The organism is Aggregatibacter sp. oral taxon 458 str. W10330, from assembly GCF_000466335.1.
In the GTDB taxonomy this organism is placed as follows: Bacteria; Pseudomonadota; Gammaproteobacteria; order Enterobacterales; family Pasteurellaceae; genus Aggregatibacter.
In genome coordinates this window covers 1-24,426 of sequence record NZ_KE952629.1, presented here as the reverse complement: position 1 = coordinate 24,426, position 24,426 = coordinate 1, and the positions used below count along the sequence as shown (strand labels likewise).

Here is a 24,426-nt window from a genome sequence, read left to right as displayed (position 1 = left end):
GTGGCTGTGGCTGTGGCTGTGGCTGTGGCTGTGGTGTGACTGCGCTTTGTGAGTGCGCTAACACCCAATTTTTCCCTTCAGGGGTTAAGAAGTATTTATAAGCACCGAGCGCCACATAACCATTGGCATTCGCTAAGTGAAATTTTGCATTTCCGCTGTTGGTTTCAACTAAGGTTACTTTACCGTTTGCCACATGAGCGCCGTGATCCGTCACATTAAGGTGATGATCACCTTCCGCTTTTCCTTTCACAACGATTTTATCGGTTTTATTTTCAGCGATATTGGTATTGAGATCAAATGTGGCGGAGCCAGTGAGATCACCTTTAATCGTTAACGTTTTATATTCCGATGTCGGTTCAAATTTGACCGTTGAATTTTGCGTATTCAAGTGATGAAGAATACTCGATTGATTAAAACGCCACTGGCTGTTGGCTAATGTGACGTTTACTTCAGTGTTTGCCGGTTTTTGTGGGTTTTCAATAATTGCGCCACTCAGTTTAGAGTTGTTATCAGCAAGAAGTTGTACATGGAACGTGGCTTTATTGGCAATGTCTTCCTCGTCTTCCTCAAATGGGAAATTCGGATCATTGATAGAAACGAGTGCTTTAGTGGTATTTAATTCGGTGTTATGTAAGTTTAGAGTGATTGTGCGTTCTTGACCTAATGTCCCCAAAATCAATCCATAACCGGCTTTAATGTGAGAATCAGTTAAGTTAACCGTTGGTGAACCACCTTCATAGGTTTCCATGAAGGTACTTTTATCGTTTAACGAGGCGTTTAACTTTTTAGCGTTAACACTTTGCGTGTCAGGGAGATCAGTGGCAATATCAAAAACAGATTGCAAATCCTGATTGCCGTTAACGGTCACGTTCTCAATGTTCACAATGTCTTTTTCGTTAAGCGCATACGCTGTGTTGTCTTTACCATTCATCGTGATTTGATGATTCGAAGAATTAATGATCGATGCTTGTCTCGATTCAATTGCATTTGAACCGTCATTATTGAGCTCAATGTCTGCTTGTGTATTGATGGTTGAATGATAGGAGCGAATTGCAGCATTGCCGTCAAATTCACCGTAAGCATCAGGAATCTTGTGAATTTGAGAGAAGTTTTGGTCAACAATGAGTTTGACACCCTTTTCTAAATTTGCTGTTGTGCCATATGCATCCAGTAATTGGCTAGACGTATAATCCTCTTTGAGTGTTGCTTTAACGCCTGATTTTAAGGTGATGACATTCCCTTGTGCTGTTGAATCATAAACACTAAACAAAAAATCCGTTGATTGACTAGGTTGACCTAGGGAGCGATCAGCCCCATTTTCTGTTTTTGCTTTATTTTGATAATTTCCTGCTTCAACGGTGATATTTAGCGCATTTTTGTATGCCGTCGGTGTTTTGTTAATGAGCCATTCGCTGTTAGGTCCGTGGTTATATATACAACCGGTTGGCGTATTGCAAGTGAGATCTACCGCCCATGTTGATTGGGCTAAACTTAATGCCGCAGCCACTAAACTTAACGGAAAAGTGCGGTGTGTTTTTGACGTGTTTTTCATCTTCGTACCTTGTCGTGATTAATCAAGAGACACGTGTATTTTATGATTCTTAGCACTAAAAATATCACGTGGAATTTATCGGCAAATTCTACTAAAAATGCCCCTTTTAGCTCAACAACAAGTTATTTTCCGATTACAGCATTTAATGATCTTAATCAAATTTCATGCTATGATCCGCCTTGTTTTTAAACATGAATTTACTCAAACAAAAGGAAAAAATTATGGCTTATACTTTACCTGAATTAGGTTATGCTTATGACGCATTAGAACCTCATTTTGATGCGCAAACCATGGAAATCCACCACTCCAAACACCACCAAGCGTATGTCAATAATGCGAACGCAGTGTTAGAAAACTCCCCGGAATTACAAGAACTTGCCGGCGGTTGCCCGGGTAAATTATTGGCTCATTTACATGAAGTTGCGCCTGAAAAACGCCCGGCATTACGCAACAACGCAGGCGGCCACTTAAACCACAGCTTATTCTGGAAAAGTTTGAAAAAAGGTACTACGCTAAAAGGCGCATTAAAAGACGCCATTGAACGTGATTTTGGCTCTGTTGAAAACTTCAAAGCGGAATTTGAAAAAGCGGCAGCGACCCGTTTCGGTTCCGGTTGGGCATGGTTAGTGTTAGAAAACGGCAAACTTGCGGTGGTTTCTACAGCAAACCAAGACAACCCAATTATGGGTAAAGAATTTGCTGGCTGTTCAGGCACACCAATCTTCGGTTTAGACGTTTGGGAACACGCTTACTATTTGAAATTCCAAAACCGCCGTCCGGACTACATCAAAGAATTCTGGAATGTGATCAACTGGGATTTTGCGAACGAACGCTTTGAAAAAGCATTAGCCGACGCTCACCACTAATTTTAAGTCAGCCTCATGTCGTCATCTACACAGAAATTGTGTAGATGACGTTTAGGATTCATCCACTGCGTAACCTTGCGGTGGCAACAAGCTCCCATCTAAATAAGCACTATCGCCTTTTTGCGTTAAACGCCCGTCCACAAACCATTTTATCACTAAGGGATAAAACCGAATTTCTTGTGTTTTTACCCGTTCTTCAATGTCCGTGATGTCATCATCAGGGAAAATCGGCACTTTGGCTTGTAATACAATGGCGCCGCCGTCCACTTCTTCATTCACAAAATGAATGGTCATGCCGTGTTCCGTTTCACCGGCATCTATGGCGCGTTGGTAAGTATGCAACCCAGCGTATTTCGGCAATAAGGAAGGGTGAATGTTGAGAATTTTTCCTGCAAAGCGTCGGGTGAATTCTGCGCTCAGAATTTTCATGTAGCCGGCAAGCACAATTAAATCTGCACCGAGATTGTCGATTTCATCACCAATATGGCGATCCATGTCGAGGTTATCGGCGTAATCACGGCGCAAAAAAGTGCGGTGAAAAATACCCGCACTTTGGGCGCGTTGCAGTCCAAAGGCATCTGCTTGATTGCTGAATACGCCGATGATTTCGGCATTGATATAGCGCGATTGGCAAGCATCAATGATCGCCTGTAAATTCGCGCCATAACCGGAAATGAGAACAACGATTTTCTTCATTAACGAATAATAACTTGTTCTTTATCGTCTTGGGCAAGATGTTGAATTTCACCGATGACCCACGCTTTCTCTCCTGCTTGTTGGAGCAGTCCTAGAGCAGTTTCTACATCTTCTTTCGGCAGCGCCACAATCATGCCGACGCCGCAGTTAAAGGTGCGGTACATTTCGTGGTCGGTGATGTTGCCATGCTGTTGCAACCAATCGAAGGCTGCTGGCCATTGCCAGCTGTTCTCGTTAATCACCGCTTTGACACTGTTAGGCAAGACGCGCGGGATATTTTCCCAGAAACCGCCGCCGGTTAAGTGGGCGATAGCGTGAACATCAACGTGTTTGATCAGTTGTAAAATCGATTTCACATAAATTTTGGTTGGAGCCAGCAAGTGATCCGCTAAAGAACGACCGTCAAGTTGTGCTTCGGCAGGATTTACGCCGGCAACATCAATGACTTTACGAATGAGTGAATAACCGTTGGAATGTGGCCCACTGGATCCTAGGGCGATTAACGCATCGCCGACTTTGACTTGGCTTCCGTCAATGATTTCGGATTTTTCCACCACACCCACGCAGAAACCGGCGAGGTCGTAATCACCTTGGTGATACATCCCCGGCATTTCAGCCGTTTCACCGCCAACCAAGGCGCAACCGGATTGTTCACAGCCGTTGGCAATGCCTTTAATCACGCTGGCGGCAACCTCCACGTCTAATTTACCGGTGGCGTAATAATCCAGGAAGAACAACGGTTCGGCACCTTGCACCACCAAGTCGTTTACGCACATGGCGACAAGATCAATACCAATGCTGTCGTGACGATTTAAATCAATGGCTAAACGTAATTTTGTGCCAACGCCATCGGTGCCGGACACCAAAATCGGTTCTTTGTATTTCGCCGGAATCGCACATAACGCACCAAATCCGCCCAAGCCGCCGATGACTTCAGGGCGAGTAGTGCGTTTGACGTCAGGTTTAATACGCTCAACTAATTCGTTACCGGCATTGATATCCACGCCGGCATCTTTGTAACTTAAGGATGGTGTACTCACGATGGCTTCCCGTTGATTTATGAAAATAAAATGAATGAGAGCGCCATTGTACACGCTTACGCAATCGTTTGCGAGGTGTGAAACGGATTTTTCTCTCAAGGCGAGGTTTCAATTAGCTATTAGGTGGAAATTATGACAAAATGAACCACATAGGAACCGTTCGGAATAAAAAGGAGTTTGCTATGAAAAAAACGATCGTCATTTTAACCGCACTTTTATTGGCAGCTTGTACTTCCTTCTCCCATTCGAACAAATCGGTATCCACGCAGCAAGGTGATGCAAAAGCGCAGGAAGAGGTTTCCATCACGCCACCAAAGAAAACAAAGGTCGGTTTCTTGCAGCTCATGCCGGGCATTTTTTATTATGTTGATACTGATTCCATTTGGGTGGATAACAAAGATAAACGCCTTATTCACTTTGATGCGGTGATCAATTTAGATAAAGGGTTATATGTCTTTGAGGAGCATCCTAAGTTATATGCCAAATCTATGCGTCAATATAAGATCTTAAATTGTGAGAATCATCATTTTACGCATGTGCGTAGCGATTTTTATGCTGATTTCTGGGGAGAAGGCATTCGTACTGCGCCAAAACGTCAATCTCAGCACACGATTACGTTACAACCGCAATCTTCGTTGTACATTTTAGGCGAAGTCATCTGCGCCAATATGTATCGTCGAAAATAAATTTCGTTGGCAAGTTCGTAGCGTGCATCTTGATGCACGACCAAATTACGCACGGAACGTTATTTAACTCTTTCGGGCATTCATGATTTCGTGCAACAAGTTGCACGCTACGATTCACTAAAATAGTGATATGAAAATAAACACGGTTACCAGTTTTCACAAGCCCCTTTAGGGCTTGTGAAGTATAGATCCTAAAGGGGAGCCTAAAAACCGCACGTTTTACGTGCGGGTTGTTATTCACCTTGTAATTTATAAGCGACTAAATCTTCAATCGTCACAACAGGGAAGTGATGTTGTTTGGCAAAAGCGACGATTTCCGGTGCGCGAGCCATGGTGCCGTCGTCATTGGTGATTTCGCAAATGACACCGGCAGGTTTAAAACCGGCAAAACGGGCTAATTCAATGGCGGCTTCCGTATGACCACGACGTTCTAATACACCGCCTTTGGCTGCACGCAAGGGGAAAATATGACCTGGGCGATGTAAATCGGATGGTTTCGCGCCATCGGCAATCGCCGTTTTAATGGTTGTTACACGATCGGCGGCGGAAACACCGGTAGAAACGCCTTTTGCTGCTTCGATTGAAATCGTAAAGGCGGTTTTATTCACACTGGTATTATTGGCCACCATCGGTGGGAGATCCAATTGTTGGCATAATTCATCAGTGATACATAAACACACGATGCCACTTCCGTAGCGAATTAATTTCGCCATTTGTTCAGGCGTGATGGTTTCTGCCGGAAAAATCAGATCGCCTTCATTTTCACGATCTTCATCGTCGAGCACTAAGACGCCATTGCCTTGTTGAAAAGCCTGAATGGCTGACATAACACGTTGTTCCGGCGTGCCGAATTGGGAGAGTAATGACTGATTCATAGTAAATTCCTTCGTTAAAACTTGAGATACCAGAATCAGGGCTGATGAGGGAATATCGCCGGTGTAAATCATACATTGCCGTAAAGATAACAACGCATGACGTTGCCTAAATTCTCTTTCATCCAGACTTTTACTGTCGGCTTTGGAGTTTCACCAAATCTGCTGACTTTGCCAAAAAAGCAAACGCTCGTGGGCTTTATGTGTAAACATATTTACCACCGGTAGGGAATTTCGCCCTGCCCTGAGAATGCGGATGTAGTATAGCGCAAAGGTTGTGAATAAAAAACGTTTTTATTTATGCTTGAATTACACAAAATAGTGCGGATAATAGATAAAAATAGGGCATTTATGCGATATTTTTCAAAAATAGTGCAGGCTATGCGACAGCACTAAAGCGCATCAAGGTGTGTTGTGCTTTTTATAAAACGTTACCAAAAATCACCGCACTTTTGCCTCAACAACGAGGTTAAATAAGGAAATAAGTATGTCAACTTTCCAATACTTACAAGAAAAACGTAAACAGCTTAACCTGAAAGTAAGCGATATATGCCAACAGGCGAATATCACTCGTGCTTATTTCAATCAATTAGTGAGTGGAAAAATTAAGAATCCTAGCGCCGCAAAATTAACTGCGTTGCATCGTGTGCTACAAATTAATGAGCCGAATAATAAAAAAGTCGGAGTAATTTTCGGAAAATTTTATCCTGTTCATACCGGCCACATTAATATGATTTACGAAGCCTTCAGTAAAGTGGATGAAGTGCACGTGATTGTGTGTAGCGATACGGAACGGGATTTAAAGCTATTTTATGATAGCAAAATGAAACGAATGCCAACGGTGCAAGATCGTTTGCGCTGGATGCAACAAATTTTTAAATATCAGAAAAATCATATTTTTATTCATCATTTAGTGGAAGATGGCATCGCCAGCTACCCGAACGGTTGGCCGGAATGGGCGAGTCGGGTCAAGGAATTATTCAAAGACAAGGGATTTACGCCAAGTGTGGTCTTCAGTAGCGAAGTGCAAGATAAAGCGCCTTATGAAAAGTATTTAAATCTGGACGTCTCTTTAGTGGATCCTAAGCGGGAATTCTTTAATGTTTCTGCGACTAAAATTCGGAATCACCCTTTCCATTATTGGAAATTTATCCCGAAAGAAGTGCGTCCGTTCTTCGCCAAAACCATTGCGATTTTAGGTGGCGAAAGCAGCGGGAAAAGCGTTCTGGTCAACAAATTAGCGACGGTATTCAACACCACATCCGCATGGGAATATGGTCGTGAATTCGTGTTTGAGCAACTGGGGGGGAATGAGCAGGCTATGCAATATTCCGATTACCCGCAAATGGCGCTGGGGCATCAACGTTACATTGACTATGCTGTGCGTCACGCTCATAAGGTCGCCATTATTGATACGGATTTCATCACCACGCAAGCCTTTTGCATTCAATATGAAGGTAAAGCCCATCCGTTTTTAGATTCCATGATCAAGGAATATCCTTTCGATGTCACCATTTTGCTCAACAACAATACGCAATGGGTGGACGATGGTTTACGCAGCTTGGGAAGCCAAAAACAACGGCAGCGGTTCCAACAACTCTTAAAAAAATTGCTCGATAAATACAATGTGCCTTACATTGAAATTGAATCGCCAAGCTATTTGGAGCGTTATAACCAAGTCAAAGTGATTGTTGAAAAAATTCTCAATGAAGAAGAACTGCCGGAGCTCAACAGTGAGCATGGGCATTCCCTTTTTTAAATTCGAGTACGTATGATTTTATTTGCAGGCGATCCCCATGGTAGTTTTGATCACCTTTATCCGTTCCTAAAAACCCAACAGGATGTGGCGCTGGTCATTCTTGGCGATTTACAACTCACTACGCCGGAACCGTTAGAAAAGCTGGCGCAACTGGCGGATTTGTGGTTTATTCACGGCAATCATGACAGCAAGACCGTTGAGGCGTTTGAAGCGTTGTGGGGAACAGAATGGAAACAGCGTAACTTGCATGGGCGGGTGCAGAACATTCAAGGGAAACGGATTGCCGGTTTAGGCGGCGTTTTTCGCGGACAAATTTGGATGCCACCAAATAAACCGATGTTTTTTGATCCCATCCATTATTGCCAATATTGTTCTCAGGAAAGAATCTGGCGAGGCGGTGTGCCGTTACGTCACCGTACGTCAATTTTTCCATCGGATATTGAGGTATTGGAAACGCAACAAGCGGATATTTTAATTTGCCATGAAGCGCCGAAACCTCATCCATCAGGCTTTGCTGTGATTAATCAACTGGCAGAAAAAATGGGCGTACAACAAATTTACCATGGCCACCACCATGAGAATTTTGATTACGCCGACTCAAAACAGCCTTATCAAATTATCAACGTCGGTTTTCGCAGTCTATGTGATGAAGCCGGTCGCTATCTTTATGTTGGGGTGGATGACCGAGGCGTGTAAACGGTCAAAAACACCTGAAAATACCACCGCACTTTCATACATCCCCTTAATCTTGGGGAATTTTATGCGATAATACGCCTCCACTTTTTTAGGATGATCTTATGTTATTAAAAAATAAAACACTGGGCAGTGCCTTAATTATTGCCGGCACCGCCATTGGCGCCGGGATGTTGGCAATGCCGCTCACTTCAGCCGGCATCGGTTTCGGATTTACTGCGGTCTTATTGATCGGGCTTTGGTTGCTTCTTGCCTATAGCGGACTGCTCTTTGTGGAGGTTTATCAAACCGCGAAACGCAAAGACGACGGTGTCGCCACCTTAGCAGAAAATTATTTCGGTATGCCGGGACGTATTATTTCCACGGTGTCTTTATTTGTCTTGCTTTATGCCTTATCGGCAGCATATATGACCGGTGGTGGAGAATTGTTAGCCAGTGCCTTGCCGGCGAATCTTTTTGGCGAAGAGGGGACGCATCTTAAAACTTCAATTTTGCTCTTTACCATTATTCTTGGGGCATTTGTTGTCATCGGTACGAATGGTGTTGATGGCATTACGCGTCTGTTATTTTCCGGCAAAATTTTCGTGTTTATTATCGTGCTTGCCATGATGTTGCCGGAAGTCGTGCCGATGAATTTAATGGAAATGCCGTTAGATTACGCCTTAATTTTGTCTGCCGGCCCGGTATTTTTTACCTCTTACGGCTTCCATGTGGTGATGGGCAGTATCAACAGTTACTTAGACGGTGATGTGAAGCGTTTTAGAACTGCCATTATTCTTGGCACGGCCATTCCATTAAGTGCTTATTTATTGTGGCAATTAGCCACGCACGGTATTTTCAATCAAAATGAATTTGTGACTATCTTAAAAGAGAATCCAACATTGACCGGTTTGATTAATGCTACCAAAACGCTCACCGGTAGCGATGTGTTAAGTCGCATTTTGCCTGTGTTTTATTCGCTTGCATTAATTACGTCGTTTTTAGGTGTCGCACTTGGTTTATTTGAAGGACTAAATGATTTATTCAAACGAGCAAAAATTCCGGCAAATCGCTTGAGTTTAACCATGGCAACCTTCATTCCGCCGTTGGCTTTTGCCTTGTTCTACCCGAACGGATTTATTGCTGCTTTAGGTTATGCCGGTTTGCTATGTGCGTTTTATTGCCTCATTTTGCCTATTGGTTTGGCATGGCGTGTAAGACAACAACATAAAAATTTGCCATACCGTGTCGCTGGCGGAAATGGAATGTTGGTGTTTGCGCTAATTATCGGACTTCTTATCATTGCCATTCCTTTCTTGATCCAAGCCGGTTTCTTGCCACAAGTCATTGGCTAAGGATAAAGGCACAAGCAAATCATTACGTAAACACAAGGGTGGGTTTGTTGGAATCCGCCTTTTTTATGTTCGCAAAAAAAAGTGCGGTCAAAAAACGAAGTGTTTTTTTGACCGCACTTGTGTTTTAGATAAACCTGTAATTAGGACGATTAACGTCGTGGTAAATAACGGGTTGGATCGACGGATTTGCCTTTGTAACGGATCTCAAAGTGAAGTTTCACACCATCTGTGCCGGTGTTCCCCATTTTGGCGATTTGTTGTCCGGCGCTGACCATTTGTTGATCTTTGACCAAAATACGATCATTGTGTGCGTAGGCACTGAGAAAGTCATCGCTGTGTTTAATGATGATCAAATTACCATAACCACGCAACGCATTACCGGCGTAAACCACTTGACCACTGGCGGCAGCATTAACCGCTTGACCTTTAGAACCGCTAATATCAATCCCTTTGTTGCCTCCGTCAGCATTGGAGAAACCTTGAATAATGCTGCCGTTTGTCGGCCAATTCCACACGACACCGGAATTGGCTGGTGCTGTGTCTACAGACGGTTGAGATGAAGGAGATGGCTGTGCCGGTGTATTTTGTGTAATAAGCGGTACATTTTTCGGCGGCACAGTGCCCACGGTGGCTTTTACCGGCCCGGTAATGGTGCCGTCTGAACCATATTGAGTGCCGTTGGCACCCGGTGTGTAAGTGACCACAGGTTCCGCCGGTTTGCTTTCAGGCGCAGTCGGCATAGTAGCCTGTGGTGCGGCGGCAGGTGTATTGACTGCTGCGGAAGATGCTACATTTTGTGGACGATTGGATGAAATTTTCATCACTTGACCCACGTTGAGCTGATAGGGCTCCGACAAATTGTTTAATGCCGCTAATTCTTTCACATCCAAACCGGAAATGTACGCGATAAGGAACATGGTATCGCCTTTACGCACAGTGTAAGTTTCACCTTTGTAGAAACCTTTATTGATTTGGCTGTAATCCGGCGCATTGGTTTCCGGATTGCGCGGAATCGTAAAATCTTGCGAAGTTTGCTGCGGTTTATTTTGCACTGCCGGCGCCGGTTGTGGTTTTGGTGCCGGCTGCGGTTGATACGTCGGCTGGAAATTCGGCTGTGGTGCAGCTTGAGCAGGTTGTGCCGGTGTTTGTGGTATTGGACCGTTCATGCTATTCGGAACGCTACTTTGTTGAATTTGAGGCTCCCAGCTGGTATTGCCGCCCATAGAGGGATTGTCCACCGGTTGCATGATGCCCGGGGATAAGGTGCCATCTGCGTTTTCTACCGGTGCCGGCGCGTCTGAACTACAGGCTGTAAGAATAGCCACCGTAATAGGTAAAAGTAAAAAAGACTTTTTCATAAAAATATTCCTTATTGCATATTGATTGGCATACGTTGTTGTTGAATTTCCGGCATCCAACTACCGCCTGCGATAGCGCCGGTGCCTTCTACCGGCTGCATGATACCCGGCGGAAGCGCATCTTTATCTTTCTTTTCTTGAATTGGCTCATCAGCATCCCATGAACAGGCTGTCAGTGCCATAGACAATAACAAAATCAGTTTATTCATTGTATAACCTTGATTAACGTAAAATAAAATAAGCGACAACGGCTAAAATCACCACCGACCAACCGATGACTTCAATGGATTTGCGCAGTTTCGCTGCAAATTTTTCGCCACCCCAAGCCGCTAATTTGGCGACCAATAAGAACCTTGCCGCACGGGAAATAAATGCGGTGATGACAAAGGGTAAAAATGCCATTTGCATCACGCCGGCACAGATGGTGAAAACCTTGTAAGGAATTGGTGAGAAACCTGCCACAAACACCACTAAAATGCCCCATTTTTCAAACCATTGAACGGCAGTTTGCCAATGTGCTTGATAGCCCCATTGGTTAATGTAATGTTCTACAAAATCAAACGCATAATAACCCAATGCATAGCCGATCATGCCACCCAACACGGAAGCAATCGCCGTAAATAAGGCAAATTTCACCGCACTTTGTGGTTTTGACATGGACATTGGGATAAGCATGACATCCGGCGGAATGGGGAAGAAAATTGCTTCGATAAAACTGACGAACGATAACCAAAATGGGGCGAAACGGTGTTTCGACCAAGCCATGGTTTTATCGTACATTGCGCCAAATAAATTCATTTACTTTCCTTATGCTGAAAGGCGAAATTATTCACTTTCTAACCAATGTTGTAAAGCCTTAATTGAGTGGTGCGCCGTCATGTCCACTTGAATTGGCGTGATGGACACATAGCCGTTTTTTACTGCATGAAAATCCGTGCCTTCGCCCTCATATTCCGGTAATCCGCTCAACCCGATCCAATAAATATCTTCGCCACGGGGACTTTGTTGTTTAATGACTTCGGCAGACGCAGAACGGTAACCCAAATGGCAGACTTTAATGCCTTTGAGCTCTTCATAAGGCACATCCGGCACATTAATATTAAGAATTTCGTGTTTGCCCAATAATTGAGAATGTAATTTAGGGACGAGTTCGCATACCACACGGGCTGCCGTTTCAAAATGTTGACGGCCGTCAAGAGACACCGCAATAGACGGTAAGCCAAGATGACGCCCTTCAAAGGCGGCGGCCACGGTACCGGAATACAATACATCGTCCCCCAAGTTTGCGCCGGCGTTAATGCCGGATACCACTAAATCGATGCGCCCGGAAAGAAAACCGTTGAGCGCAATGTGAACGCAATCGGCGGGTGTGCCGTTAACACAATAATCGCCACTTTCCAAATGTAACGGTTGTAATGGTTTCACTAATGTTAACGAACTCGAGGCGGCACTGCGGTTGCTGTCAGGGGCGACGATGGTGACGTTGGCGATCTTGCGCAAGGCATCTGCCATGGCGCGAATACCCGGCGCGTGAATACCGTCGTCATTACTCAATAAAATATTCATATTCTTCCTGTGTTTTCATTTTCTACGTTGACCAGTTCGCGAATGAGCGCAGTGGCATAACTGCCCGCCGGTAAATAAAATTTCAAGCGCAAGCCGTTTGGCTCAAACTGCCATTGAAAATGTTGCGGTTGCATTAAAATGGCGCGACGGGCGGCTTTCATGCGTTCTTGTCGCATTAAATCAAACAATGCTTGATGTTGGGCGAAAATTTCATTTTCAAAATCCACCGCACTTTTCCCTTCTTCTCCGATAAGTGGCGCAGTGAGTAAAACATCTTGTTGCGCCAAGCGTCGTTGCAGCTGTACCAAATCTTCCGACTCGTCCACCACAAACCAGCTGTGCGAACCGTTCAGTTGCAAAACATCGCCGACCAAAATCTGCTGTGCCAAGTTCAATTCCATCCGTTTGGACAGGATTAAATTGAAAATTTCGCTGCGTGCAGCGGAAAGATAGAAGCTACGCTTATTGCGATCTTTGACTTTAATTTCGCCGTTTGCCCAGCGTAACGCCTGCGTTAAGTTATTGCCATCACGGCCAAAACGTTGTTCGGTGAAATAATTCGGGAAGCCATTTTTTGCCAGAAAATCTAACCGCTCTTTGAGTTCGTCGGTTTCTTCGACGTTACGGAGCAAAATCTCAAAATGATTGCCTTGTAGGCTACCGATACGAATTTTCCGTTGGTGGCGGGTGACATCCAGAATTTCTACCCCTTCGAGGGAAAATTGATTGAAATCTGGTGTTGGTTGTCCTGGCATTTGCAGACTGAACCATTGCTCGGTAATAGCTTTACGATCTTTCAAACCGGCGTAGCTCATGTTGCGGGCAGAAATACCGGCGAATTTTGCCAGTTGCTCGCCTACAAACAAGGTGTTGCAATCGGTTTTGCGTACTTTTATAGCGACAAATTCGCCATCACCGCTCATGTTGTAGCCGAGCTGTTCTTTCACTACAAAATCCGCACACTCTGCTTTTAAAAGTGCGGTCTGTTTTGGCGGTGTTTTTTGCAGATAGGCTAAGTCCATCATGGTTTGCGTACCAACAATGCCACGGCTTCGCAGGCAATGCCTTCACCGCGACCAGTAAAACCCAGCTTTTCCGAGGTGGTGGCTTTGACATTCACTTGTTCGATATCGATAGACAAATCCTGTGCGATCAGGGTGCGCATGGCGTCAATATGCGGGCGCATTTTCGGTGCTTGCGCAATGATGGTTACATCCACATTGCCGACGACATAGCTTTTTTCCTGTACTTGGCGGTATGCTTCCCGTAATAACACGCGGCTGTCTGCGCCTTTGTATTGTATATCCGTGTCGGGGAACAGCTTGCCGATGTCACCCAAGGCGACAGCGCCAAGTAAGGCATCGGTCAGCGCATGGAGCGCCACATCGCCGTCGGAATGGGCGATAAAGCCTTTGTCAAAGGGAATGGTGACGCCGCCGATAATGAGCGGATTGTCGGTGCCGAAAGCGTGAACGTCAAAACCATGGCCGATTCGTATCATGTTGTCTTCCTCATTAAATAAAATTCTGCCAACGCCAAATCTTCCGGGCGGGTGACTTTAATATTATCACTACGTCCCGCCACCAAGTGCGGTTGAAATCCCGCGAGTTCCATGGCAGAGGCTTCGTCAGTCACGGCAAGCTGCTGCTGTTGCGCCTGGATTAACGCATTTCGTAACAACTCTGCGCGGAAAAACTGAGGCGTCTGTGCTAACCAAAGTTGGCTGCGATCTTCAGTGTGAGCAATTTGCAGTGAAGATAGGGCACGCTTGATGGTATCCGTCGCTGGAATCGCCAAAATCGCGCCGTTGTCATCGTTAATTTCAAGCAATTTGTCTAAATCGCCGTGCGTTAAGCAAGGACGTGCCGCATCATGCACCATCACCCAAACATCCGTGCCGGCATTTTTGATGGCTTTTAATCCGTTTAACACTGAATCCGCACGGTTTTCTCCACCTTCGACTAACGTAATTTTGGGGTTTTGTGTCAGGTTAAGTTGAGCAATGTAAGGATCATCGGCAGCCACTGCCAATACGATTTGGCTGATGTGTGGATAAGAAAGCAACACGTTTAAGGTGTGCTGCAAAATGGGTTGTCCGTGAATAGGAAGGTATTGTTTCGGTTTGTCCGCTTGCATCCGACTGCCAATGCCGGCCGCCGGTACAACGGCGATAATCTTGCGATTTGAGGTCATTATTTGTGTTCTTTGACGATGTGATAGAAAGTTTCGTTTGGTTTCACCATTTCATGCTGTAAACGGGCGCGTTCTTCAATGGCATCCACCCCTTCTTTTAAGTCTTTAATTTCTGCAGCAATGATTTGATTTCGTTGGGAAAGTTTTTCATTTTCCTGTTGATGGACGGCGATTTCTTTGGTGGTAGCTTGATAATCCCAATAGCCGTTTTTGCCGAACCAAAAATCGTATTGGAACAGCAATAACACTGCGATGAGTAAAGAAATAAATAAGCGCATAAAAAAATAATAAATCGAATCGAAAAAATTGCGCGTAGTTTACCTTGAATTGCACCAAAATGCGATATTGCCCGTCCGGTGCCGAATAATTTCTTAAAAATTGAGGTGTATCGTAGTAAGATAAGGCAATTTTTAATAGCTTGTGAGGTGCCCCATGAAACCCTATTTAATTGCTCCTTCCATTCTTTCTGCGGACTTAGCGCGTTTGGGTGAAGATGTGGAAAATGTCTTAAAGTGCGGTGGTGATGTCGTGCATTTTGATGTGATGGATAACCATTATGTCCCGAACTTAACTTTCGGGCCTGCCGTGTGCAAAGCCTTACGCGATTATGGTATCACTGCGCCGATTGATGTGCATTTGATGGTGAAACCGGTGGATCGCATTATCCCCGATTTCGCTAAAGCCGGTGCCAGCTACATTACCTTCCATCCGGAAGCCTCCGAACATATCGACCGCACTTTGCAACTTATCCGCGATAACGGTTGTAAATCCGGTTTGGTGTTCAACCCTGCCACGCCGTTAAGTTATTTGGATTATGTGATGGACAAAGTGGATATCATTTTACTGATGTCGGTGAATCCGGGCTTTGGCGGACAATCTTTCATTCCGGCAACCTTAGAAAAACTGAAACAGGCAAGAAAACGCATTGATGAGAGCGGATTGGATATTCGTTTAGAAGTGGATGGCGGCGTGAAAGTCAGCAATATTGCGGAAATTGCCCGCGCCGGTGCGGATATGTTCGTTGCCGGATCGGCGATTTTCGATCAGCCGGACTATAAAAAAGTCATTGATGAAATGCGTCAACAGTTAGCCGCAGTAGGAAAATAAGCATGACAGGACAGTTTAAATTAATCGGTTTCGATTTGGATGGCACCTTGGTGGACAGTCTGCCTGATTTGGCGCTATCCGTGAATTCAGCGTTAGCAGAATTCGATTTGCCACAAGCGCCTGAAGCGTTGGTGCTCACTTGGATTGGCAACGGTGCGCAGATTTTAATTGCCCGCGCGTTAGAATGGGCAACAGCACAATCGGGCAAAACCTTGACGGAAGGCCAAATTGCCACATTAAAAGAGCGTTTTAATGTCTTTTACGGCGAAAATATCTGCAATCGCAGCCGTTTATTCCCTCAAGTGAAAGAGACTTTGCAGAAACTTAAAGCTAAAGGTTACCGTTTGGCTGTGGTTACCAATAAACCGACCCAACATACCCGTCCGGTGTTGAAGGCTTTCGGCATTGAAGAGTTATTTGATGAAGTGTTGGGCGGACAATCGTTACCGGCCATCAAACCGCACCCGGGCCCGCTGTTCTATTTATGCGGTAAATTCGGTTTATACCCAAAACAAGTGCTGTTCGTCGGCGATTCCCGCAACGACATTATTGCCGCGCATAATGCCGGCTGTCCGGTGGTGGGATTAACCTACGGTTACAACTACAATATTCCGATTGCTGAATCCCATCCCGATTGGGTGTTTGAGGATTTCGCGGCGTTATTGACGCTTGTTTGATTGATTCTTCTGAATGGATGGCGCAAACCTCCACGTTTGTGCCTTTATTTAATTTTGGCTACAGCACAAGCGTGGACGCTTGCGCTATCAACAATAAGATTTAAAAATTAAGGATGTAAAAATGAGCAAACCTATTGTGTTCAGCGGCGTACAGCCATCAGGTGAATTGACTATCGGTAACTACCTCGGTGCGTTGCGTCAGTGGGTGAAAATGCAGGATGATTACGAATGCTTGTTCTGTATCGTGGATCAACACGCCATCACCGTACGCCAAGATCCGGCGGCATTACGCAAAGCCACCTTGGACGTGTTGGCGTTATATTTGGCCTGCGGTATCGACCCGGCAAAATCTACGATTTTCATTCAATCTCATGTACCGGAACACGCGCAATTGGCTTGGGTGTTAAACTGCTACACGTATTTCGGCGAAATGAGCCGCATGACCCAATTTAAAGACAAATCCGCCCGTTATGCAGAAAATATCAATGTAGGTTTGTTCACTTATCCGGTGTTAATGGCGGCAGACATTTTGCTTTACCAAGCCAACCAAGTGCCGGTAGGCGAAGATCAAAAACAACATTTGGAAATCACCCGCGACATCGCGCAACGTTTTAATGCCTTATACGGACCGCACTTTGCTGTGCCGGAAGTGTTCATCCCGAAAGCAGGCGCACGCGTAATGTCCTTGCTAGAGCCGGAAAAGAAAATGTCCAAATCCGATGAAAACCGTAACAACGTTATCGGCTTATTAGAAGACCCGAAAGCAGTCGCGAAGAAAATCAAACGCGCGGTAACCGACTCCGACGAGCCACCGGTGATTCGTTATGATGTGAAAAATAAAGCGGGCGTGTCCAATCTTCTCGACATTCTTTCCGGCGTGAGCGGCAAAACCATCGCGGAACTTGAACAAGAATTTGAAGGCAAAATGTATGGTCACTTGAAAGGTGCTGTCGCCGACGAGGTTTCCGCCATGTTGACCACATTGCAAGAACGCTACCATCATTTCCGCAATAACGAGGAATTACTCCTCCAAATTGCTAAAGACGGTGCGGAAAAAGCCAAAGCACGTGCACAAGAAACGTTAGCGAAAGTGTATGACGCCATTGGGTTTATTGCGGCGAAATAAGTCGAAGCGCTAAAGATAAAAAAGAAAGCTGTTTTGCCCCATGGCAAAGCAGCTTTTTTAATGGCGTGTCGAGCGATTCATTGTAAAGTGCGGTCAAAAAAGGCCACGTTTTTCAATGTTAATCTTGCTAATGATGCCTCTGTTTAAAGATTATTCCAAAGGTCAATAGAGAGGGCTTGGCTTTAGGATGAGAACCATTGTGTGGTTGCCTTTTGGAGGAAAATAGCGACAAGGAAATGCATAAGAATAAAAGCGTCTGGCAAAACTGCTATTTAATAAGCTTACCAGACGCGTTGATCTTTTTTATGTTATTGGATCGTCATTAAATCTCAATACCGTCAAAGAGTGCAGTACTCAAATACCGTTCTGATGCAGACGGTAGAATGACGACAATTAACTTGTCCTTGAACTCAGGTAATTTGGCTAGACGATCCGCAGCGGCAACAGCAGCACCGGAGGAAATTCCCGCTAAAATACCTTCTTCCGCCATTAAACGACGAGCTGTTGCAATAGCAGTGTCGCTATCCACTGTTTCTACGCGATCAATTAATGAAAGATCAAGGTTTTTCGGAATAAAGCCGGCGCCAATTCCTTGAATTTTATGCGGACCCGGTTTCAGTTCTTGTCCGGCAAGGGTTTGGGTGATCACCGGGGATTCAGTCGGTTCAACCGCAACGGAGATGATTGGTTTACCGTGATCTAATTTGATGGCGCGAGAAATACCGGTAATCGTCCCGCCTGTGCCAACACCGGCAACCACAACATCAACCTTGCCTTCGGTGTCTTTCCAAATTTCTTCACCGGTGGTTTTTCGGTGAATTTCAGGGTTTGCCGGATTTTCAAATTGTTTTAACATCACATAATGATTTGGGTTGGATGCCACAATTTCTTCTGCTTTGGCGATGGCACCTTTCATGCCTTTTGCGCCTTCAGTTAGCACTAAATTGACACCTAAACCGCGTAATAAACGTTTACGTTCGGTACTCATGGTTTCCGGCATGGTTAAGGTAATTTTATATCCACGTGCAGCCGCCACATACGCCAAGGCGATTCCGGTGTTGCCGCTGGTAGCATCCACGATTTCTTTATCTTTGGTTAAAATGCCATCTTTTTCTGCTTGCCAAATCATGTTGGCGCCAATACGGCATTTTACGCTGTAACTTGGGTTACGGCCTTCGATTTTAACGACGATATTGCCGTTACCGAAATGGTTTAAACGCACTAATGGGGTATTGCCGATAGAATAAGAATTATCGTTATAAATAGTCATGTTGAGTTCTCCTAATGAACTGACTGAATAGCGTATTACGCTGGAAGTGGTGCTATTTTTATCACAAGATGTTCTTCTCCAAAAATAGCCAATTCTTCTATTTGATAACTAAAAGCTATTTAGGCACCAGTTGACCATCACTTTTTGGCGGTTTGCTCAAGGACATATTGGCACTTGCACCGTTTGACGATTCTGGCGTGGATTTAAAGCGATGACGATATTCTTTTACCCACATGGCGGTTGCGCCACATGCAGCCACCGGAATAACCACCAAGTTCACAATCGGCACGAGCATACATAAAGACACCAATCCACCAAATGTTACTGTCATGTTGCGTTTCGTAGCTAACTCATTTTTCATTAGTTCAAAAGGAACTTTATGGTTATCGAAAGGATAGTCACAATATTGAATAGCCATCATCCAAGCAGAAAATAAAAACGTGATCAGCGGAATCACGGTTTGTCCGATTAAAGGAACAAAACTTAATAAAAACAAGGCGATAATTTTAGGGAGGCTATAAATCAACTTTTGCCACTCCCGCGCCAACATACGCGGTGTATCTTTGATAAACGCCCATAAAGAATCATTAGAAATCTCTTCGCCTGTCATCATTTTTTCCACTTTTTCGGCTAATAAACCGTTAAATGGCGCGGCAATAAAACCCGATAACGTAGCAAAAATGAAATAATACAACACTAAAATCATGCCGATAATGAGTATCGGCAAAATACCGCCCAACCAACTTAACCAAGAAGGCATATAATCCATCAGATGGCTGACAACATCTTTGATTTGAAACACAAAGGCAATAAACAAGCCGCCCAGCAATAGGATATTTAATAACACCGGCATAACGGCAAAACGGCGCAAACCTTTTTGCTGAATTAAATGCCAACCGGTCACAAAATATTCAAAACCGAGTTTGATTTCCTGTTGATTTAACATAAATTCCCCTCACAGAAAAGAGGCTCAGAATACAAAGTGCGGTAGAAAAAATCAATAAATAAGCAGACCCTATCATCAATTTCATAAAAACATGATAGACTTATGTAAGTTGCGTTAATTTTGTATGATTGGAGAATCGGTAATGGATTTAAATACAATTTTGATTATTTTAGGGGTAATTGCCCTGCTGGCCTTAGTTGTCCATGGCATTTGGTCAAATCGCCGAGAGAAATCGCAATACTTCCAAAATGCCAATACGTTCTCGCAAAATCATCAACCGAATCGGTTTACGGCACCGAATCAAGCCGCCAGACCGTCTGCAGAACCGCCAATTGCTAATAAGCCCGTGCACAGCTTTGTAGAAGAAAATTTACCACAACAGCAAAACTTAGATTTTGATACAACCGTACCAAATAGCACAGGAACGCAATCTATTGAACGGGCGGTCGATGAAATCAAAATTACGTTGCCAAGCGGCATGTCTAATAATAGTGTTGAACCTCAATATCAAGCTTCCCAGCCAACGCAATCTGCCGTTTTTAACTCGCCGGAGCAACAGCCTGATACGTTAAATGCAATGACGCAAAGCAGTGTGCAATTCCAATCTTATGCAGATACAAACCGTGTGTCTGTGACGCAAATGGAAGAAGAGTATCAAACACCGACGGTATCGCTCACGTCGGTTGAAACAGAACGGTCTCATGAGGAAATATCACAAAACCATGTTGCAGAAACGGTGGAAAATAACGCACTGAAGGGTAGTAAACCGCCATTTGTTATGTTGTATGTGGTTGCACCGGAAAATCGTGAATTTCATGGTGCGCGCTTAGCACAAGCCTTAGAGGGCCTCGGGTTTATTTTTGGTGATCGTCATATTTATCATCGCCATTTAGATTTAACGCCGTCTAGCCCGGTACTCTTCAGTTTAGCAAACTTACGCCAACCGAATACCTTTAATCCTTATGATATGGAAAACTTTTCTACTGTTGGCATTGTGTTGTTTATGGAACTGCCTTCTCCGGGCAATGATATCGTGAACTTGAAAACCATGATTCGTGCCGCACGCAATTTAGCTGATGAACTTGGCGGTTTCGTGTTAACGGATAAACAAGAGATCTTCAACGATCATACGGAACAGGAATACTTGGCTAGCGTGGCTTAATTTATTCCAGCTGTTTAAAAACATTTCCAAATATGACCGCACTTTGGGTTCGTAGTGCTACTCAACGTGCGGTCATTTCTTTCCTTTGTTAAGAACGGCAGTGACGGATTGAAATGGTGGAATCTGTTGACAGTTTCCGATTTGAAGACTAGAATTCCCTGTCTGTTCTTGTCTGAACAGATTCGTAAAACAACATTCTTTAATGAATTTTTATTAAACTGGAGTTTTTTAATGGCAACAATCAACCAGCTAGTACGCAAACCGCGTGTGAAAAAGGTTGTAAAAAGTAACGTTCCTGCATTAGAGGCTTGCCCGCAGAAACGTGGTGTATGCACACGTGTATACACAACTACACCTAAAAAACCGAACTCAGCATTACGTAAAGTATGCCGTATTCGTTTAACCAATGGTTTTGAAGTAACATCATACATCGGCGGTGAAGGTCATAATCTTCAAGAGCACAGTGTTGTGCTTATCCGTGGCGGTCGTGTTAAAGACTTACCGGGTGTGCGTTATCACACCGTACGTGGCGCATTAGACTGCGCAGGCGTGAAAGATCGTAAACAAAGTCGCTCTAAATACGGCGTTAAACGTCCTAAAGCTTAATGGTTCTCCGTTAAGTAAGGCCAAACGCTAATTAATCATAAATTTAATTAACCACGACTCCAGTAAAGGTGCATTTGCACAGCAAGATTTCTCATTAAAATGAGGGACTTGTAAACGAGTTTTGGGTAATCCTGAAGATAATAAAACGGAGAAATTCGCAATGCCACGTCGTCGTAGTATTGAACAACGCAAGATTTTACCGGATCCGAAGTTCGGTTCAGAATTACTTGCTAAATTTATCAATGTCATCATGGTAGATGGTAAAAAATCTATCGCAGAATCTATCGTTTATAACGCGTTAGACACATTAGCTCAACGTACCGGTAAAGAAGCTTTAGAAGCTTTTGAAGCAGCATTAGAAAACGTACGTCCAACTGTGGAAGTAAAATCCCGCCGTGTAGGTGGTTCTACTTACCAAGTGCCAGTTGAGGTACGTCCAGTTCGTCGTAACGCATTAGGTATGCGTTGGATCGTTGAAGCAGCACGTAAACGCGGTGATAAATCCATGGCTTTACGCTTAGCGAACGAATTATCTGATGCATCTGAAAATAAAGGTGCGGCAGTTAAGAAACGTGAAGATGTTCACCGTATGGCTGAAGCTAATAAAGCATTTGCTCATTATCGTTGGTAATTCGCTTTTAAGATTTAAGGGCTTCATCTTAGATGAAGCCTTACCCTTATATAAACTGATATTAAATTAAACAAGGTTATAATAATGGCTCGTACAACCCCTATCGAAAGATATCGTAATATTGGTATTAGTGCGCATATTGATGCAGGTAAAACTACTACCACTGAACGTATCTTATTCTACACCGGTGTAAGTCACAAAATTGGTGAAGTACACGATGGTGCAGCAACCATGGACTGGATGGAACAGGAACAAGAACGTGGTATTACCATTACCTCTGCGGCAACAACTGCATTCTGGTCTGGTATGTCACAACAGTTCCCGCAACACCGTATCAACGTTATCGATACTCCGGGACACGTAGACTTTACTGTTGAAGTAGAACGTTCAATGCGTGTTCTTGATGGTGCGGTAATGGTTTACTGTGCGGTTGGCGGTGTTCAACCTCAGTCTGAAACTGTATGGCGTCAAGCAAACAAATATCAAGTTCCACGTATCGCGTTCGTAAACAAAATGGACCGTACTGGCGCTAACTTCCTACGCGTGGTTGATCAATTAAAAACCCGTTTAGGTGCAAATGCGGTTCCTCTTCAATTACCTGTGGGTTCAGAGGAAAACTTTACCGGTGTTGTTGATTTGATCAAAATGAAATCAATTAACTGGAATGAAGCTGACCAAGGGATGACTTTCACTTATGAAGATGTGCCTGCAGATATGCAAGCCGCTTGCGAAGAATGGCGTCAAAACCTTGTTGAAGCAGCAGCAGAAGCTTCCGAAGAGTTAATGGAAAAATATCTTGGTGGTGAAGAGTTAAGCGAAGAAGAGATCAAAGCAGGTCTTCGTCAACGCGTATTAGCAAACGAAATCATCTTGGTAACTTGTGGTTCAGCATTCAAAAACAAAGGTGTTCAAGCTATGCTTGATGCGGTTGTTGAATACTTACCGGCACCAACAGATATTCCAGCAATCAAAGGTATCAACCCTGACGAAACTGAAGGTGAGCGTCATGCAAGCGATGAAGAGCCATTCTCTTCATTAGCGTTCAAAATTGCAACTGACCCATTCGTAGGTAACTTGACTTTCTTCCGTGTATATTCCGGTGTAATTAATTCTGGTGATACCGTATTAAACTCTGTACGTCAAAAACGTGAACGTTTTGGTCGTATTGTACAGATGCACGCAAATAAACGTGAAGAAATTAAAGAAGTTCGCGCGGGCGATATCGCTGCGGCAATCGGCTTAAAAGATGTAACAACAGGTGATACATTATGTGCAATCGAAGCACCAATCATCCTTGAACGTATGGAATTCCCTGAGCCGGTAATCTCTGTTGCAGTAGAACCAAAAACAAAAGCAGACCAAGAAAAAATGGGTCTTGCATTAGGCCGTCTTGCACAAGAAGACCCGTCATTCCGTGTTCACACTGATGAAGAATCTGGTGAAACTATTATTTCCGGTATGGGTGAGTTACACTTGGATATCATCGTTGACCGTATGAAACGTGAATTCAAAGTGGAAGCTAACATTGGTAAACCACAAGTATCTTACCGTGAAACAATTCGTACTCGTGTTAACGATGTAGAAGGTAAACACGCAAAACAATCTGGTGGTCGCGGTCAATATGGCCACGTTGTTATCGACTTATATCCATTAGAGCCTGAAGGTCCGGGTTACGAATTTGTTAACGAAATTAAAGGTGGTGTCATCCCTGGTGAATACATCCCTGCTGTTGACAAAGGTATTCAAGAGCAACTTAAATCTGGTCCATTAGCAGGTTATCCAGTAGTTGATATCGGTGTTCGTTTACACTTCGGTTCATATCATGATGTGGACTCCTCTGAATTGGCGTTTAAACTTGCAGCATCTTTAGCATTTAAAGCGGCATTCGCAAAAGCAAACCCAGTTTTACTTGAGCCAATCATGAAAGTTGAAGTAGAAACCCCACCTGAGTATGTGGGTGACGTAATCGGTGACTTGAGCCGTCGTCGCGCAATGGTGAACGGTCAAGAAGCAAACGAATTCGTTGTTAAAATCGACGCTGAAGTGCCGCTTTCTGAAATGTTTGGTTATGCAACTGACTTACGTTCCCAAACTCAAGGTCGTGCTTCCTACTCAATGGAACCATTGAAATATGCTGAAGCACCGAAAAACGTGGCTGAAGCAGTTATTGAAGCTCGTAAAAAATAATTTTGTTTAACTAAATCCACAAGCCATTCCGGCTTGTGGACTTATACATTGAGGAAACTTAATCGTGTCTAAAGAAAAATTTGAACGTACAAAACCGCA

The 24,426-nt window shown here is 44.1% G+C and carries 26 protein-coding genes and 1 riboswitch; of the genes, 12 read left to right on the top strand and 14 right to left on the bottom strand.

Going from position 1 to position 24,426, the window contains the following annotated elements; genetic code table 11:
• Window positions 1–1,552: pertactin-like passenger domain-containing protein (locus tag HMPREF9065_RS00085; protein ID WP_021617148.1), on the bottom strand; the 1,552-nt coding region annotated here is incomplete at its 3' end.
• A gap of 221 nt (window positions 1,553–1,773) precedes the next feature.
• On the opposite strand from HMPREF9065_RS00085, the gene sodA reads away from it, so the two are divergent.
• Window positions 1,774–2,418 carry a superoxide dismutase [Mn] gene (gene sodA, locus HMPREF9065_RS00090; protein ID WP_033002822.1) on the top strand — a complete coding sequence of 215 codons (645 nt, stop codon included), beginning with the start codon at window positions 1,774–1,776 and terminating at the stop codon, window positions 2,416–2,418.
• 51 nt (window positions 2,419–2,469) lie between these two features.
• Here sodA and purN read toward each other — a convergent pair whose 3' ends face one another.
• Together purN and purM are read right to left on the bottom strand one after the other, a co-directional pair.
• Window positions 2,470–3,114 (bottom strand): phosphoribosylglycinamide formyltransferase, encoded by a 645-nt coding sequence (gene purN, locus HMPREF9065_RS00095; protein ID WP_021617146.1) that lies wholly within the window; start codon window positions 3,112–3,114, stop codon window positions 2,470–2,472.
• A complete protein-coding gene (gene purM / locus HMPREF9065_RS00100; RefSeq protein ID WP_033002821.1) occupies window positions 3,114–4,154 on the bottom strand; it encodes a phosphoribosylformylglycinamidine cyclo-ligase in 1,041 nt (346 codons plus the stop codon). The genes purN and purM overlap by 1 nt, the downstream gene beginning before the upstream one ends.
• A gap of 182 nt (window positions 4,155–4,336) precedes the next feature.
• Here purM and HMPREF9065_RS00105 point away from each other — a divergent pair, with 182 nt between their 5' ends.
• The gene (locus HMPREF9065_RS00105; protein WP_033002820.1) at window positions 4,337–4,840 is read left to right on the top strand and encodes a surface-adhesin E family protein; all 504 of its coding nucleotides are present in this window, start codon (window positions 4,337–4,339) and stop codon (window positions 4,838–4,840) included.
• Window positions 4,841–5,073: 233 nt separating this feature from the next.
• Here the strand turns inward: HMPREF9065_RS00105 and ribB are convergent, their stop codons facing one another.
• Window positions 5,074–5,715 carry a 3,4-dihydroxy-2-butanone-4-phosphate synthase gene (ribB, locus tag HMPREF9065_RS00110; protein ID WP_033002819.1) on the bottom strand — a complete coding sequence of 214 codons (642 nt, stop codon included), beginning with the start codon at window positions 5,713–5,715 and terminating at the stop codon, window positions 5,074–5,076.
• Window positions 5,716–5,821: 106 nt separating this feature from the next.
• Window positions 5,822–5,968, bottom strand: a riboswitch (FMN riboswitch).
• Window positions 5,969–6,199: 231 nt separating this feature from the next.
• Between ribB and nadR the strand changes: the two genes are divergently transcribed.
• The 3 genes from nadR (at window position 6,200) to HMPREF9065_RS00125 (ending at window position 9,498) form a co-directional block, all read left to right on the top strand.
• Window positions 6,200–7,471: a multifunctional transcriptional regulator/nicotinamide-nucleotide adenylyltransferase/ribosylnicotinamide kinase NadR gene (nadR, locus tag HMPREF9065_RS00115; RefSeq protein WP_021617142.1), complete on the top strand. Its 1,272-nt coding sequence runs from the start codon at window positions 6,200–6,202 to the stop codon at window positions 7,469–7,471.
• A 12-nt stretch (window positions 7,472–7,483) separates the two neighbouring features.
• Window positions 7,484–8,167 carry a metallophosphoesterase family protein gene (locus HMPREF9065_RS00120; protein WP_021617141.1) on the top strand — a complete coding sequence of 228 codons (684 nt, stop codon included), beginning with the start codon at window positions 7,484–7,486 and terminating at the stop codon, window positions 8,165–8,167.
• Window positions 8,168–8,268: 101 nt separating this feature from the next.
• Complete coding sequence (locus HMPREF9065_RS00125; RefSeq protein WP_021617140.1) at window positions 8,269–9,498, top strand: aromatic amino acid transporter; 1,230 nt, start codon at window positions 8,269–8,271, stop codon at window positions 9,496–9,498.
• A 149-nt stretch (window positions 9,499–9,647) separates the two neighbouring features.
• Here the strand turns inward: HMPREF9065_RS00125 and nlpD are convergent, their stop codons facing one another.
• Genes nlpD through ftsB form a run of 8 tightly spaced genes read right to left on the bottom strand, consistent with a single transcriptional unit; the run spans window position 9,648 to window position 14,893 of the window.
• Window positions 9,648–10,856 (bottom strand): murein hydrolase activator NlpD, encoded by a 1,209-nt coding sequence (gene nlpD / locus HMPREF9065_RS00130; RefSeq protein WP_033002818.1) that lies wholly within the window; start codon window positions 10,854–10,856, stop codon window positions 9,648–9,650.
• Window positions 10,857–10,867: 11 nt separating this feature from the next.
• Window positions 10,868–11,065 (bottom strand): hypothetical protein, encoded by a 198-nt coding sequence (locus HMPREF9065_RS00135; protein WP_021617137.1) that lies wholly within the window; start codon window positions 11,063–11,065, stop codon window positions 10,868–10,870.
• A gap of 13 nt (window positions 11,066–11,078) precedes the next feature.
• The gene (locus HMPREF9065_RS00140) at window positions 11,079–11,654 is read right to left on the bottom strand and encodes a YqaA family protein (protein ID WP_021617136.1); all 576 of its coding nucleotides are present in this window, start codon (window positions 11,652–11,654) and stop codon (window positions 11,079–11,081) included.
• A gap of 27 nt (window positions 11,655–11,681) precedes the next feature.
• On the bottom strand, window positions 11,682–12,422 hold the full coding sequence (surE, locus tag HMPREF9065_RS00145; protein WP_021617135.1) for a 5'/3'-nucleotidase SurE: 741 nt from the start codon (window positions 12,420–12,422) through the stop codon (window positions 11,682–11,684).
• Complete coding sequence (truD, locus tag HMPREF9065_RS00150; RefSeq protein WP_021617134.1) at window positions 12,419–13,447, bottom strand: tRNA pseudouridine(13) synthase TruD; 1,029 nt, start codon at window positions 13,445–13,447, stop codon at window positions 12,419–12,421. Before truD ends, surE begins: the two co-directional genes overlap by 4 nt.
• A complete protein-coding gene (gene ispF / locus HMPREF9065_RS00155) occupies window positions 13,444–13,923 on the bottom strand; it encodes a 2-C-methyl-D-erythritol 2,4-cyclodiphosphate synthase (protein ID WP_021617133.1) in 480 nt (159 codons plus the stop codon). Before ispF ends, truD begins: the two co-directional genes overlap by 4 nt.
• Window positions 13,920–14,615, bottom strand: a complete 696-nt coding sequence (gene ispD, locus HMPREF9065_RS00160; RefSeq protein ID WP_021617132.1) for a 2-C-methyl-D-erythritol 4-phosphate cytidylyltransferase — start codon at window positions 14,613–14,615, stop codon at window positions 13,920–13,922. The genes ispF and ispD overlap by 4 nt, the downstream gene beginning before the upstream one ends.
• Window positions 14,615–14,893 (bottom strand): cell division protein FtsB, encoded by a 279-nt coding sequence (gene ftsB / locus HMPREF9065_RS00165; RefSeq protein WP_021617131.1) that lies wholly within the window; start codon window positions 14,891–14,893, stop codon window positions 14,615–14,617. Before ftsB ends, ispD begins: the two co-directional genes overlap by 1 nt.
• 154 nt (window positions 14,894–15,047) lie before the next feature.
• Between ftsB and rpe the strand changes: the two genes are divergently transcribed.
• From rpe to trpS, 3 genes are all read left to right on the top strand, one after another.
• Window positions 15,048–15,722 (top strand): ribulose-phosphate 3-epimerase, encoded by a 675-nt coding sequence (gene rpe, locus HMPREF9065_RS00170; RefSeq protein WP_021617130.1) that lies wholly within the window; start codon window positions 15,048–15,050, stop codon window positions 15,720–15,722.
• Between the two features lie 2 nt (window positions 15,723–15,724).
• On the top strand, window positions 15,725–16,399 hold the full coding sequence (locus HMPREF9065_RS00175; protein ID WP_021617129.1) for a phosphoglycolate phosphatase: 675 nt from the start codon (window positions 15,725–15,727) through the stop codon (window positions 16,397–16,399).
• Window positions 16,400–16,520: 121 nt separating this feature from the next.
• Complete coding sequence (gene trpS, locus HMPREF9065_RS00180; protein WP_021617128.1) at window positions 16,521–17,525, top strand: tryptophan--tRNA ligase; 1,005 nt, start codon at window positions 16,521–16,523, stop codon at window positions 17,523–17,525.
• Window positions 17,526–17,847: 322 nt separating this feature from the next.
• Here trpS and cysK read toward each other — a convergent pair whose 3' ends face one another.
• Both cysK and cysZ read right to left on the bottom strand, forming a co-directional pair.
• Window positions 17,848–18,795, bottom strand: a complete 948-nt coding sequence (gene cysK / locus HMPREF9065_RS00185) for a cysteine synthase A (protein ID WP_021617126.1) — start codon at window positions 18,793–18,795, stop codon at window positions 17,848–17,850.
• Window positions 18,796–18,910: 115 nt separating this feature from the next.
• Entirely contained in the window at window positions 18,911–19,741 is an 831-nt protein-coding gene (cysZ, locus tag HMPREF9065_RS00190) for a sulfate transporter CysZ (RefSeq protein WP_021617125.1), read from the bottom strand.
• 142 nt (window positions 19,742–19,883) lie between these two features.
• On the opposite strand from cysZ, the gene zipA reads away from it, so the two are divergent.
• The 4 genes from zipA to fusA all read left to right on the top strand — a co-directional run bounded on the left by zipA (window position 19,884) and on the right by fusA (window position 24,327).
• A complete protein-coding gene (gene zipA, locus HMPREF9065_RS00195) occupies window positions 19,884–20,903 on the top strand; it encodes a cell division protein ZipA (protein WP_033002816.1) in 1,020 nt (339 codons plus the stop codon).
• 231 nt (window positions 20,904–21,134) lie between these two features.
• Window positions 21,135–21,509 carry a 30S ribosomal protein S12 gene (gene rpsL / locus HMPREF9065_RS0109660; protein ID WP_033002815.1) on the top strand — a complete coding sequence of 125 codons (375 nt, stop codon included), beginning with the start codon at window positions 21,135–21,137 and terminating at the stop codon, window positions 21,507–21,509.
• A 160-nt stretch (window positions 21,510–21,669) separates the two neighbouring features.
• A complete protein-coding gene (gene rpsG, locus HMPREF9065_RS00200) occupies window positions 21,670–22,140 on the top strand; it encodes a 30S ribosomal protein S7 (protein ID WP_005555497.1) in 471 nt (156 codons plus the stop codon).
• Window positions 22,141–22,224: 84 nt separating this feature from the next.
• Complete coding sequence (gene fusA / locus HMPREF9065_RS00205; RefSeq protein WP_021617120.1) at window positions 22,225–24,327, top strand: elongation factor G; 2,103 nt, start codon at window positions 22,225–22,227, stop codon at window positions 24,325–24,327.
• Window positions 24,328–24,426 lie beyond the last annotated feature (99 nt).